The sequence below is a fragment of the Corallococcus sp. AB038B genome (assembly GCF_003668955.1).
In the GTDB taxonomy this organism is placed as follows: Bacteria; Myxococcota; Myxococcia; order Myxococcales; family Myxococcaceae; genus Corallococcus; species Corallococcus exiguus.
In genome coordinates this window covers 2,247,365-2,260,241 of the sequence record NZ_RAWO01000001.1, presented here as the reverse complement: position 1 = coordinate 2,260,241, position 12,877 = coordinate 2,247,365, and the positions used below count along the sequence as shown (strand labels likewise).

At 65.1% G+C, this 12,877-nt stretch carries 11 protein-coding genes; 4 read left to right on the top strand and 7 right to left on the bottom strand.

The window, feature by feature from the left end; all coding sequences use genetic code 11:
• Positions 1 to 576: 576 nt before the first annotated feature.
• On the bottom strand, positions 577 to 1,257 hold the full coding sequence (locus tag D7Y04_RS09400; RefSeq protein WP_233601334.1) for a DUF4375 domain-containing protein: 681 nt from the start codon (positions 1,255 to 1,257) through the stop codon (positions 577 to 579).
• A 719-nt stretch (positions 1,258 to 1,976) separates the two neighbouring features.
• Between D7Y04_RS09400 and D7Y04_RS09395 the strand changes: the two genes are divergently transcribed.
• From D7Y04_RS09395 to D7Y04_RS09385, 3 genes are all read left to right on the top strand, one after another.
• Complete coding sequence (locus tag D7Y04_RS09395) at positions 1,977 to 2,885, top strand: hypothetical protein (RefSeq protein ID WP_121759000.1); 909 nt, start codon at positions 1,977 to 1,979, stop codon at positions 2,883 to 2,885.
• A 1,263-nt stretch (positions 2,886 to 4,148) separates the two neighbouring features.
• A complete protein-coding gene (locus D7Y04_RS09390) occupies positions 4,149 to 4,439 on the top strand; it encodes a transposase (protein ID WP_121758999.1) in 291 nt (96 codons plus the stop codon).
• A 492-nt stretch (positions 4,440 to 4,931) separates the two neighbouring features.
• Positions 4,932 to 7,847 (top strand): cell wall anchor protein, encoded by a 2,916-nt coding sequence (locus D7Y04_RS09385; RefSeq protein ID WP_121758998.1) that lies wholly within the window; start codon positions 4,932 to 4,934, stop codon positions 7,845 to 7,847.
• Positions 7,848 to 8,201: 354 nt separating this feature from the next.
• Here D7Y04_RS09385 and D7Y04_RS09380 read toward each other — a convergent pair whose 3' ends face one another.
• From D7Y04_RS09380 to D7Y04_RS09360, 6 genes are all read right to left on the bottom strand, one after another.
• Positions 8,202 to 8,597 carry an integrase core domain-containing protein gene (locus D7Y04_RS09380; protein WP_233601376.1) on the bottom strand — a complete coding sequence of 132 codons (396 nt, stop codon included), beginning with the start codon at positions 8,595 to 8,597 and terminating at the stop codon, positions 8,202 to 8,204.
• 334 nt (positions 8,598 to 8,931) lie between these two features.
• Complete coding sequence (locus D7Y04_RS09375; protein WP_255428410.1) at positions 8,932 to 9,396, bottom strand: DUF2306 domain-containing protein; 465 nt, start codon at positions 9,394 to 9,396, stop codon at positions 8,932 to 8,934.
• 21 nt (positions 9,397 to 9,417) lie between these two features.
• The gene (locus D7Y04_RS45530) at positions 9,418 to 9,561 is read right to left on the bottom strand and encodes a hypothetical protein (protein ID WP_233601333.1); all 144 of its coding nucleotides are present in this window, start codon (positions 9,559 to 9,561) and stop codon (positions 9,418 to 9,420) included.
• A gap of 541 nt (positions 9,562 to 10,102) precedes the next feature.
• The gene (locus D7Y04_RS09370; protein WP_233601374.1) at positions 10,103 to 10,282 is read right to left on the bottom strand and encodes a transposase; all 180 of its coding nucleotides are present in this window, start codon (positions 10,280 to 10,282) and stop codon (positions 10,103 to 10,105) included.
• A gap of 96 nt (positions 10,283 to 10,378) precedes the next feature.
• Positions 10,379 to 10,978, bottom strand: coding sequence for an NADPH-dependent F420 reductase (locus tag D7Y04_RS09365; RefSeq protein ID WP_120595062.1), 600 nt, complete (start codon positions 10,976 to 10,978; stop codon positions 10,379 to 10,381).
• Positions 10,979 to 11,000: 22 nt separating this feature from the next.
• Positions 11,001 to 11,735: an SDR family NAD(P)-dependent oxidoreductase gene (locus tag D7Y04_RS09360; RefSeq protein WP_121758997.1), complete on the bottom strand. Its 735-nt coding sequence runs from the start codon at positions 11,733 to 11,735 to the stop codon at positions 11,001 to 11,003.
• A 190-nt stretch (positions 11,736 to 11,925) separates the two neighbouring features.
• Between D7Y04_RS09360 and D7Y04_RS09355 the strand changes: the two genes are divergently transcribed.
• Positions 11,926 to 12,873 (top strand): AraC family transcriptional regulator, encoded by a 948-nt coding sequence (locus D7Y04_RS09355; protein ID WP_121758996.1) that lies wholly within the window; start codon positions 11,926 to 11,928, stop codon positions 12,871 to 12,873.
• Positions 12,874 to 12,877 lie beyond the last annotated feature (4 nt).

Below are 12,877 nucleotides of genomic sequence, written 5' to 3'. Positions count from 1 at the left end.
GCGACTCGACCGCAACAACAGGCCTATCCCCACGGCTCCCACCCATCCCGGGTCGCGTAGGGCTCCTAAGCGAACCGAGAGTGCAACTCCCGCCCTCGCGCAGGAGGACGGGCTCCGCGGGAATCATCAGCGAAGACAGACACACTTCCCGCCCTCCAAACCACCACGGCCCCCACGCGGCCTTGCGTAACACTTCACCGAGTAGCAGTCGGTCATCAAGGATTGAGAGCTACCGGGTGATGACCTACTCAGTGCCGCCGAATGCGTTGGACGCCCCTGCAATACCAAGCTCGGTTGCGTCGCGGCTTGCGCTGGCAAGACTGTCATACTCATAGGGGGTCCTCATCGTTGTGCCATTCAGCGTCTCGACAGTCTCCCGCGGCCGACCGTACCGGAGCGTGTCGCTAGGGTCGTCGAAGAAGTGGATTTCTCTTCTCCGCAACTCATTTGCGCCGCCATCGGCCTGCAGCGCGAAGTCTGTCTCGGAGCCATTTACCAGGAAGGGCGTGACACTCCCGCCGGCAGGGGCGCGAGCTTGGCATCAGCACTTCCATCAGACAGGGGATAGCGGGCTCCCTAATCCACGCGGCTCAAACGCCCCGTCACGCGTGGCGTGTAATGCCTCACGACGAGCTTGCCGAGTGGTTCGGGATATTTCCAGAAGGCCTGATCCAACGCATACAGCCGGTCCCGTTCAGCATCGGTCAGCATGGCCGGCAGGTCGGACAGTGAAACCATCTCTTCGGTCTCACCGTAGTGAGCGACGACGCCCAGCATGTCTTTCAAGCATTGCTGCACGCCATGGGCACCAACCCTGCCCAGCGCCTCGATGGCCAGCTCGCAGATCTCTTCGCCCCAGTTGCAGAAGAACTGCATGAAGCCGCCGTTGTTGATGTCGGCTTCCATGCGCCACAGCGCGACCAGGTCGCGCTCATCAGCGGGCACGGCCGAAAAATCCCGGTGGGCCTGCTGCAACCGCGCCAGGGCATGCTCGTAGAGCGCGTCCTGTTCGATGGCCCAGACGCTGAGCATGCCATCGGTGGAGGGGGCCCATAGCTCCGGCCAGTTCACGCCACGACCGTCCTCGGTGAGGACCCAGCCGCGCCGTTGCTCGGGCGTGGCCTTGTCGACGCGGATGTAGCCGCTGATCGGCGTGGCCAGCACGCGGCCATCCGCCATGTGCAGAAGGATGTGCTTCTCGTCGAACCCCACGTCGACGATACGGTTGTCGTCTGGAGTCATGGGGTCATGGCCCAAGGTGGTGCTCCCTCCAGACAGGAGCCAACCAGATTTCCCCTCGGTGCGCATTTCCCATCGTCACCCAAAGCGCTCACAGCGACGTGCCCCTCGAGGACGTCGTCATCCAGGGTGCCGAGGTCGTCTGACGCGGAGACGAAACCTACCGGCTGGGAAGCCGCAGGTAGCGTCCCAACGTCAGCGACAGAATCCGGAAGCGTCCACTACTGGTCAATCGCTCCGCCGCCTCAGGGCCGGTACCGCTCCGCATCCTTGATGAACTGGGTGAGCGAGTACTCCAGCAGCTACTGACGGGACTGCATGTACCGGCGGGCACAGAGGAAGGGCAGCCAGACGCGCTTGCCCACCTGCACTTGGGACTGCTCTAGCAGGCTGTTGAAAAAGGACCGGGACCTCTCTCAGCCTACGACCTATGGGGCGAACGCCCAAAGTCATATCCATCCCGCAGTGGGTCAATGTGGCTGTCGAAGAGTTTTTCAACAGCCTGCTAGAGAAGCTCTGTGATTCCCAGCTCCGCGACTGCAAGAACTCCAACGAGGCCCATTTGGATAATTCCTGCACCGGTGCCTCCCCCAAATTCGCTCGTTGCTTCATGAGTGCGTCAAGGCTCCAGAGCCCCAGCCCGAGGACATGTCTCCGGATGACGAGACGACCCCGGAAGACATGTACCTGGACGACGAGGAGCCCAAGCCGCGCGGCCGTTGAGGTATAGCGGCCGCATGATGGCCTCTCCTCTCCTGCCCCCAGGCGCGCTCGCCTTCGTGGACCGCTGGCGCGAGCTGTTCGATGCCTGTGACTGGTCCGGCCTGAGGGCGCACGAGCATCCCGACTTTCCCGAGGCCGGTCCTCCCGGCCAGAACGACAGCTTCATCCGCGGGCTCGGCACGAGCGGCTTTCGAGTCACGAGCGCGACGCTGAAGCCCTTCGTGCAGCCCCAGTGGTCCATCTTCCGCACACAGCGTCTGCACCCGCAACCGACGTACTGGTGTGACCTGGTATTGAAGAACGCTCAGGGCCACGAGACCGAGGCCTTCATCGCCCTGGCTCCGTGGGAGAGCACCGAGAGTGCCTTCCGCGCCTCGTACTACGTCGAGCTTCCCCCGAAGAAGAAGGTCGCCCCGTTGGACTTGGGCAAGGAGCGCCAGCGCGTCGCGAAGTTCCTCGCCAAGGCAGTGAAGGACTTCGCCCGGGTCCAGGACGCACGGCCGCTCCAGCGACTGGAGCTCCAGTACTCCACCGACAACGGGACGCTGAACGTGAGCTTCGACCTCGACCCGGCGGCCGAGCCGGGGCGTGGCGACGCGATGACCCATTTCGGCTTCGCGGAGCTCCTCGTCCCGCGCTGGGCTGACGTGAAGGAGCACAGGCCGTCCCTGGTGGGCCTCGATGGCGCGAAACTCGCGGCCCGCGAGGATGGGGCCTGGGGCACGCCCGAGCACGCGCAACTCGAGGAGCATTTGGGGAAGATGCTCGTCGCGACGCTGCTCGAGATGCGGGACAGCGGCCAGTTCGAGGCCCTACGCGCCTCGGCCACCGCGGAGCTGGGTGTCGAGGAGTACGAAGGCCACTTCGGCTGGCCCAACTACGAGGAGCGCGGGCGCGAGAACCGGATTGCATCGTCCCCGTAGCGCCGCGCGTGGAGGCACGGCTCCGAGGCCCCCTGCGCGATGAAGGGGGACTCCACGCCGCCGGTCCGCGGCCCGAAAGGGCTGGGCCACGCAACATGCGGTCGCGCGTTGGGGCAGCGGCAATCTGGCGCGGCCGGCTCGACACCGACTGCGGAGGCTGCGGACGAGGGCTGGACCGGCCGAGATGGGCCGCAGGGCCACATGGGCAGTGCTTCGCCCCTGAGCCTGAGCGCGCATCGAAACCATGCGACTTTCACCCATCTTGGCGCTTCGCCTTCAAGCCCTCCAGCACCGCACCGCCACGCACTCTTTGTGAAGCGGGCGCCGAGAGGGTCAGAACCATGGACGGGAGGTCACCCACCGTGTAGTTTGCGGACATTCAATCGGCCCCCGATTGAAGGGCTCTCCCGCCCCTTCTTTGAAACCGCTGGATATCACTCGGTTTTTGGCCCTCAGAGAGTTTGAGTCCTCTCAGAGAATCGCCGAGAACGAGTTCGCCTAGGGCTTCATTCGGGGAGCTGAACGAAGGGCCCTACCAACCGGTAGGGCCCTTTTGTTTTACATGGGCCTCGCGATGAAAATCGCGGGGCCTTGGTGCTTAAGCCGCTGAATCCCAAGGGATTCTGGCTCGCGGTGCTGAAGAGGGTGCTCTCGGCCCTCTACCCCGCAGAGCAAGAGACCCCCTCTTCTCCGCCACCAACTGGGCTCTCTGGAGTGCTCTTTCGCCCGTTTTGGGGAGAGAGAGGCCGAGAGTGGTTAACAAGTGCTGTTAACTTTTGGGGCGGTGGTTAACAACATTCCCCGGTGACCCGCTCTTTCCGCTCTGAGGTTTCTGGGAAGGCGTCTCTCTCTGCTTTCTGGTTGCGTCTCTTACCTGCATTGCTGGTCCCCAAGGGGGCGGCGCAAGGTCGGGAGAAGCCCTCCCAGTCAGCACTCAAAGTGAAGGCCCGTCGGAAGCCTCTGATCAGCCGCCACCGTTTCACGGGGGGTGTTTGCCTGCCACGCGAGGTGGACGGCACTCCGGTCCGGAGCGCCCCAAGAGCCTCGAGAGCGCCAAGACTCCGCACAGTGCCCACCCTCCTGCGGGTTCGTGGTGCTTCGGCGGTCCCGCTGGTGCGTGGCGCATCCAACGCCTCTCAGTCCCAAGGCGCCCCGCGCAAGGCAACCCCGGAGGAAGGGCCTCCTCCGGGAAGCGTCGCGCTTACCAAAGTGGGCAGCGTAGAGCCAATCTCGAAATTGAGCGAGACAACCCGCTGAAGTCTGATGGGTTTCCGCAGCGACTCGATACCTGGCGGCAGGTGTGAGCGAACTCGACGAGGAGTCTGGGACGAGCGTGGCGTGAAACTGATTGCCCCACACCGCAGGGGCCGCAAGCGCAAGGCCCCCCAGGACGGGCGCGAGCCGCGGCGCTACGAGCGACACTGGAAGGTGGAACGCTACTTCGCCTGGCTCCGCTTCTTCCGGCGCCTCGTCACCCGCTACGAGGTGAAAGCCGAGAACTTCCTCGGGTTTCTCCACCTCGCCTGCGCTCTCATCCTCATGCGCCAATTCTGAGATCGGCTCTGCTGACGCAGGGCAACTCAAACATCACGCAGCGGCCACGAACACAGCACACCCCAATCGACTCCCTCTTGGTCGGACGCCCGAAGAGCAGGGCCTCCAAGGGCTTCGTGCCCCACGAGCTCGACGAAGCCCACAGTTCCAGGCACGCTCCAGCTCACAGGATGTCAGCACCGTTCTGCTGACGTCACGAGCCGGTCACAGCCACGGTCACGAGGCTTGCCTGGAGGCCCCCACCTCGGGGTGCCGACCGCCCTTCGGCCCTTGCACCGTGCGCAGATATCCTTGGGCTTCGCGTTCTCCAAGTACTCCGCGTGACCGCATGGACAGGACTGCCACCTTCTTTCGATGGCACCCGACGATCCCAACCATTTCACGGCAGCTTTCCCGTGTCATGACAGTCGATTGCGCTTCGCACTTCGGGGTCCTTCACATGGCCGATTCCCGGACCTCCAGTCCGGTGAGTCGACACCCGATCGAAACCCCATGCCCCCAATCCGAAGTCTGTGGCTCGCGGCCGCCCTACTGATGGCCGCCTGTGGAACGACTGAGCTCGCGCAGCCCGACGACGTACAGGATGCGACGACGGCCCAGGGCCTCTCCACGCTCTCCGTGCGAGGAACCACCAGCGCGAGCGGCCTGGCCACCACCACCCTCTCCATCCCCACCCCCGTCGGTACGGCCGCCGGAGATGTGCTGGTGATGCAGCTGAGCAATCGCGAGGCCGTCACCGCCGTCGCCACCCCACCCGCTGGCTGGACGCTGCTGCGCTCCGAGCAGAGCGCCTCGGCCATCAAGTCCTGGCTCTTCCTCCGCGTGGCCAGCGCGGCCGAGCCGAGCAGTCACACCTTCACCCTCGACCTCGCCAGCTCCATGGCGGCCACCCTGGTCGCGGTGTCGGGCGCGGATCCGCTCCAGCCGATCGACGTGCACGTGGGCCAGAAGAATGGCAACAGCGCGAGCCTCGCGCTGCCCGTCGCCACCACGTCGTCCGCGAACGGCCTCGCAGTGTGGTTCTCGGCCCAGGTCTGGGGAGGCGCCGCGTGCCCCGCGGTCCACACCCCTCCGACGGGCTTCACCGAGCAGCTCGACACCTGCCTCGTCTCGTCGTCGCTCGGCGTGCTGCACAGCGCCGCCACCTCGGAGCTCGGGGCCGCAGGTGCCCAGCCCGCCTTCACCGGCAGCTCCACGCTCCCCAACACCAACATCACGCACGCGGTGGTGCTGCGTCCCCTCCAGCCGCCGGCCACCGGGGAGATCACCCTCGTCGGCACCACGCACGCGAGCGGCAAGACGGTCACCAGCCTGACCCTCTCGACCCCTACGGGCGTCGCCGCCGGTAACGTGCTGCTGGCGCACCTTGCGAACCGGAACCAGATCGACGCCGAGCTCACCCCGCCTGCGGGTTGGACGCTGGTGCGCACCGACATGAGCACCTGGAGCATCCGCGGCTGGGTCTTCGTCCGCGTCGCCACCGCCAGCGAGCCCGCGAGCCACACGTTCCAGAGTTCCATCGCGAGCAACCTCGTCGGCAACCTCGTGGCGTATGCCGGCGTCAATCCGGCCAACCCGATCGACACGCACGCCGGCAAGAGCAACAGCGGCTCGACGGCCTTCACGACGCCGCAGCTGAGCACCTCGACCGCGGGCGGGGCTGCCGTCTGGTTCGGCGCGCAGGCGTGGACCGGCGCCGCGTGTCCGACCCCGGCGATCGAGCCCCCCGTGGGCTTCGCCGAGACCTACGACACCTGCTTGGTGTCCTCGTCCCAGGGCCTCGTCTTCAACGCCGCCTTCATGCCCCTCGCCGGTGCCGGCATCCAGGGACCATTCAACGGGAGCTCGACGTTCGCCGAGACCAACGTCGCGCAGGTCGTCGCCCTTCGCCGCGCCGAGGTCGCACCGTCCTCGGGGGTCGCGTTGCGTGGGAGCTCGCGCCACAGCGGCCTGTCGATCGCTTCGCTGTCGATCCCCAAGCCGTCGGGGACCGAGGCCAACGACGCGCTCATCGCGCGGGTGACCGTGCGCAACAACATCTCCGCGACCGTCACGCCGCCCGCCGGCTGGACGTTCCTGCGCTCGGAGCAGAGCGCCTGGGCCATCCGCACCTGGATCTTCTACCGCGTCGCGGGCGCCTCCGAGCCCGCGAGCTACGCGTTCGGACTGGACGCGACCACCCACATGGCGGGGAGCGTGGAGGCCTTCAGCGGCGTCGATCCGATCCAGCCAATCGACGTGCACGCAGGCCAGAAGAACGGCGACTCCGCGTCGTTCACCGTGCCCGACGTGGTGACCGGCAGCGCGGGTGGCCTCGCCGTCTGGTACGGCTCACAGGTCTGGCCGGACGCCACCTGCCCTGCCACCGGCATCGAGCCGCCGCTCGGCTTCACCGAGGCCTTCGACGCGTGCCTGGGTCACACCAATGGACTGCTCTTCAATGCGGCCTACCGGTCGCTCACCGCGCCGGGCCTCCAGACGGGCCTCTCCGGCAGCTCCGCGTTCGTGCAGACCAACACCGCGCACGTGATCGTCCTGCGCGCCGCCAACGCCCCCAGTTGCATGGTCGGCGACACGTACGCGAGCACCTTCACGCTCCAGGGCACCGTGACCGCGCCGGAAATCGTGGAGCCCTCGGGCCTGGCCGCGAGCCGCGTGGTCGGCAACACGCTCTACGTGCACAACGAGGACACCACCGCGATCGTCGCGATCAACACCCTCAACGCGAGCACGATCGGCACGTTCAACGTGACCAACGTGACGCCGGCCGACTGGGAGGACCTCGCAACCGGGCCCTGCCCGAGCGGCTCGTGCATCTTCATCGGTGACATCGGGAAGTGGAGCGCCAACTTCCCTCCGGGTGGCAGCCCCACGTCGTTCACGATCTACCGCGTACCCGAGCCGGATCTCGCCAACGGCCAGACCTCGGGGGGGCTCGTCGCCGAGGCCTTCCCGTTCGTCTATCCGGACGGCGCGAAGGACGCGGAGTCGCTGATGGTGCACCCCACCACCGGGGACATCTACGTCGTCACCAAGAACGGGGGCACGGGGCAGAGCGGCGTGTACAAGTTCCCCCAGCCGCTGACGCCGGGCGTGCAGGCCACGCTGATCCACGTCCACACGATCCAGCTGCCGCTGAACGGAGACGACAACTTCTCGGCCGCGACCGCGGCGGCGATCCACCCATGCGCGGATCGCTTCCTCCTTCGCACCTACCGCACTGTCTACGAGTTCCGTGCGACGCCGGGACTTGGCTTCGAGTCGGCCGTCTTCGCGACGCCCGTCACGCTGACCGACACCTCCGAGGGCCAGGGTGAGGCGATCGAGTACGAGGCCAACGGCGCGAGCTACTTCACGATGAGCGAGAGCCCCTCGCCCTTCAGGCTCAAGCGCGTGCCCCTACGGTAGGACCGCGTCGACACGCCGAGGAGCAAGGCCGGTCGTGGGGCACGTCCCCATGGCCGGCCTTGCTGTTCCGAGCTGGGAGCTCGCGCTCGGCGCCGCCGTTCACGCGGTGTGCCTACCCAAAATTCAGTCGCTGCGTCATGAGTGCGTCAAAACGCGCGTCATGACGTGAGCGATTCGCATGACGAGCCACTGGGTCCTCCCTTCCGCTTGACAGAGGTCGGAATTACGCCCGGCGCAGACGCCTCAACACCTCGCGCTACCTGCGTGTGGGCACTCCCCGCCCCTCCTGCGAACGCAGGTAGCCTGGTGCAGCACGCGCGGGTCTACGAGGGTGTTCTTGGAAGGACCGAGACTCTACGCAGCGCGGCGCTCGTACCGGTGGTGGAGCCCGAAGACTTCCCGTAGCTCTATCACCTTGGCTCCGTGCTCCGGGCCCTGCACCTCACGCGTATCGGGCGCATCTTTCCCGAACGACAGGTGCGTCCGGCTCGCATTGTAGTAGCGCTGGTACTCGCGCAGCAGGCGCCGAGAGTGGGCTTCGTTCAGGACGACGACATGGTCCAGCAACTCCCTACGTATCGAGCCGATGACTCTCTCCGCATAGGGATTCTGCCACGGACACCGTGCTGCACTCGGCACCTCGCGAATCCCCAAATGGGTAAGCGTGGCGCGAACACCCTCCGAGTAGAGCTTGTCCCTATCTCGGTGCAAGTACCTCGGAGCACTGGTCCAGGGAAAGGCCTCTCGCATCTGCTGCTTCGTCCATTCTTCCGTCGGGTGCGCTGTCACATTGAGGTGGAGGATTCGCCTGTCTCGGTGACTCACAACCACAAATCCCAACAGCACTCCAAACGTCGCAGCCGGAATGACAAAGAAATCCATCCCCGCGGACTCCGCCAGATGCAAGCGCAAGAAGTTCCGCCATGTTGGTGACGGTTTCGGCTGTGCCTACCCAAAATCCGGTCGCTGCGTCATGGGTGCGTCAAGGCCGCGTCAATTCGGTGAGCGATGAGCACGACGAGCCGCCGGGCCCTCCCACCAAGCACAGTGGTCGCCGCCAACCCTGCCAGAAACCAAGGTCTCGTCACGAAGGCACGAGTTCGCGCGCCTGGAGCTGTCTACGCGAGATGAAATATGCCACGCCAAGGTTGGGGAGCCAGCAGAGCCAGGCGACGATTCTGTAGGCCGAGATGAAGTCACCCAGGGCGTAGATCAGGACGGGCATCCAGAGCCTCAGCGTGACTGCCGCGAAGCAGGCGGCATAGCTGTAGGTCATCATGAGCCGGTGCTCTTCGAGTCGCCGGCTCTTGATGAGCCGATAGGCGGAGGCAGTGGTATAGAGCCAGCTGATGCCCAGGCTGACGAAGCCCGACGCGGCGATGACGCCCCCCGTGGCGAAGAAGCCGACGTAGACGCCGGCGAGCCCGCTCAGCAGGACCGCTCCGACGTAGACCTTGCCGAGGAGCCGGTGTGCGCCCGGGCGCTTGAGTCGCAGTCTCGCGACGAACTGGGTCCAGCCGATGGCCAGCGCAAGTCCTCCCAGGGCGATGTGCGTGTAGAAGGCCGCGTTTCAGACGGGGTCGGTCAGGAGCTCGCTGCTCTTCAAGGCACGGAGTCCGAAGTTCGAGGCCGCGAGGAAGTAGCTGCCGGGATAGAGGCCCACTGCCAGACAGAGGGCGGCGAAGAGGACCCAGCATGCCTTGCTTGCCATCATGGAGACTCGTGGTTCGGAGTGGGGAGGCACAGTGCGGGAGATGAAACACCAGAGACTGCGTGCCGTGTTCCTCGGAAATGGGCGCTGAAGGGCTGCGTGTGTCGGCCGATGTGCGCCAAGATGGAACTCTCGTGGGTTCGTCGAGACAGTCCGTCCCTGTGGATGGGGGTGGGGCTGTAGCGGTTGTGCCTCTCCAACCTCACGCCGCGTGTGCCTACCCGAAATTCGGTCGCTGCATCATGAGTGCGGCAAAACGCGCGTCATGACGTGACCGATGCGTATGACGAGCCGCTGGGTCCTCTCTTCCATTTTATAGAAGTCGGAAATATGCCCGGCGCAGACGCCTCAACGCCTCTCTGCCCGCGTGTGGACATTCCCCCTCGTCCTGCGAACTCAGGTAGGCGGCTGCAGCACTCGCGGATCTACGAGGGTGTTGCTGGAAGGACCGAGACGCCATGCAGCGCGGCGCTCGTACCGGTGGTGGAGCCCGAAGACTTCCCGAAGCTCTATCACCTTGGCTCCGTGCTCCAGGCCCTGCACCTCACGCATCTCGGGCGCATCTTTCCCGAGCGACAGGTGCGTCTGGCTCGCTGTAGTAGCGCTGGTACTCGCGCAGCAGGCGCCGAGCATGGGCCTCGTTCAGGACGACGACATGGTCCAGCAGTTCCTTACGTATCGAGCCGATGACTCTCTCCGCATAGGGATTCTGCCAATGATGCATTCGCTGACGCACGCGTGGCACTGGACCCGAATTTCCGGTAGCCACAAGTCGTTCAGCAGGAGGCAGGATCGCATCGAAACTCACGATCACGGTTCGTTAGCCGAACTTGACCAGGTCCTTGAAGATCAGGTGCCCCCAGCTATTTCCCCGCGCCTGCACAAGCAGTCCACCTTCCGAAAGCCCGCCAAGTTTTATCGGCGAGAAACCGAGATCTTCCGCAAGCACACCGACCTCCGCTGCGGCGCCGTCATCGTCGCTCGCCAGGAACACAACTCTCCTGCCACCCTGTACGGCCGGATCCTGGCCAAGGACGGCAGCGACCAAATGGTTGAAGCCCTTGACCAGTCTTCCACCCGTGAAGGCCTGTGCGACGACCTTGGAAGAAGGCTGTCCTCCCAGTTCCTCAGGGAACACGCCGTAGGCATTGGTCACATCAATGAGGGTCTTTCCCTTCCAAGTGGGCAGCGCCTTCGCGACATCCCTGTGCGACTCGAAACGGACAGCCAAAAAGACGATGTCCGCCTTGACGGCTTCCGCCAGTCTTCTGGGGATGATCGTAGGTCCGATCGCTGCCGCGGCGGATGCAAAGCTTTCCGGGTCGCGAGTGGTCGCAACGGATACTTCGATGCCGCTGCGGGCAAACGCCTTGGCAAGCGCCTGGCCAATCTTGCCGAAGCCGATAATCGCGTAGCTCATGGATTCTCCTTCGGCTGGAGCGTCAGATTTGCGCGAGGCCGCCGTCGACGGCGACCTCGCTGGCGGTCATGAAGCTGCTGTCGGGCGACGCGAGAAAGGCAGCCACCGCTCCGATTTCCGCCGGATCGGCCATGCGCTGGAACGGATTCATCGAGGCGAAGACCTTCATGCCCTCCTCGCCAAGCGCTTCCTTCGCGAGTTCAGTTGCCGTCGACCCGGGCGACAGCACGTTTACCCGAATGCCGGTGCCCTTCAGGTCCTCCGCCCAGGTCCGCGCGAGGTTGCGCACGGCCGCCTTGCTCGCACCGTAGGCGCTGAATGCCGGGGCGCCCGTAGTGCCGGCGCTCGATCCGGTCAGGATGATTGAACCGCCCTGGCCCATCAGCGGCAGCGCCTTCTGGACCGTGAAGATCGAACCCTTCACGTTGGTGTCGAAGATTTCGTCAATGTGCTCGGCGGTGATCTTGCCGAGCGGAAGCTGGCTTCCCGCCCCGGCATTGGCGAAGACGATGTCGAGGCGTCCGCGCTCGGCCTTCACCGCCGCGTAGAGTCGGTCGAGGTCGGCCAGGTCGGAGACCGAGCCCATCACCGCGCGGGCATTGGGCCCGAGTCTGGCCACAGCGGCGTCGAGCGCTTTCTGCCGGCGGCCGAAGATGAAGACGAAGGCGCCTTCGTCGATGAAGCGCTTCGCCGCGGCGAAGCCAATGCCGGTAGCACCACCGGTGATCACCGCGGTCTTTCCATTCAGTCGGGTCATATGCGATTCCGTCCTATCGTGGCGGCCTTCGACCGCCGTTGGTTTGGTGAGCGACGGAGACCAACATATGCCCACCAAATCGGACGAAACCTTCGATGTTGTCCAAGTTTCTTTCGACTTCGTCCAGCAGTCCGGAGGAAGCCTCGTGTGATACATTTTCTTCCGAAGCTGTCCACCGAGGTCCGCGAATATGGATGCACTCAGCGAGGTGTTGGGCCATGTCCGCCTGAAGGACGCGAGCTGGGCGTGCTACGTCGCGAGTTCGCCGTGGGGCGTCTCGTTGCGAGAAGCGAAGGGATGCGTGCGGTTCCTCTACGTCATGCGAGGAAACTGCTGGCTCTCGGTCGACAAAGCATCGGAGCCTCGCATCGCGCTCTCCGGCGGAGATCTCGTGGTGATGCCGCAAGGGCACGGCTACGCGATTCGAGATCAGCCGCGCAGCAGCGCCATCAACTTCGACGAACTCGTGAGGCGCAACGTGAGCCCCACGCAAACCACCAGCCATCACCTGAAGCTCGGCGGTTCAGGCGTCGTGACGAACATGATCCACGGGTCGTTCCTGATCGACGATCCGTTCGAGACGCCGATGCTCGCGACGCTCCCACCGCTGATTCGCATCACGCCGGACGCAGGCGAAGCGGTGCCGTCGTTTCTCCAGAACTTGCAGTTCATCGGACGAGAGCTCGATTCGGATCGGCCGGGCTCGCAGATGGTCCTGACTCGCATGGCCGACGTCATTTTCATCCAGGTGCTGCGCGCGTACATGGAGAGCCTGCCTGAGGGCTCGGAGGGATTCCTCGGTGCGCTCCGCGACAAGCAGCTGGCGGCAGCCCTCGGCCTCATGCACCAGCGACCGGAAGCCCCGTGGACGGTAGCGCTGCTCGCCGAGCAGGTCGGGCTCTCTCGCTCCGGGTTCGCGGCGCGCTTCGCCGAGTTCGTCGGCGAGCCGCCACTCGGATACCTCACGCGTCTTCGGATGCAGCGGGCATCGATGCTCCTGCGCGACGGTGCCACGCTGGCGAGGGCCTCGCAGAGGACCGGGTACGCGTCGGAGGCGTCGTTCAGCTACGCGTTCCGTCAGTGGGCGGGGGTTGCACCTGGAGCATACCGACGACAGTTTCGGTCGAGCGCCGAATGAGCTC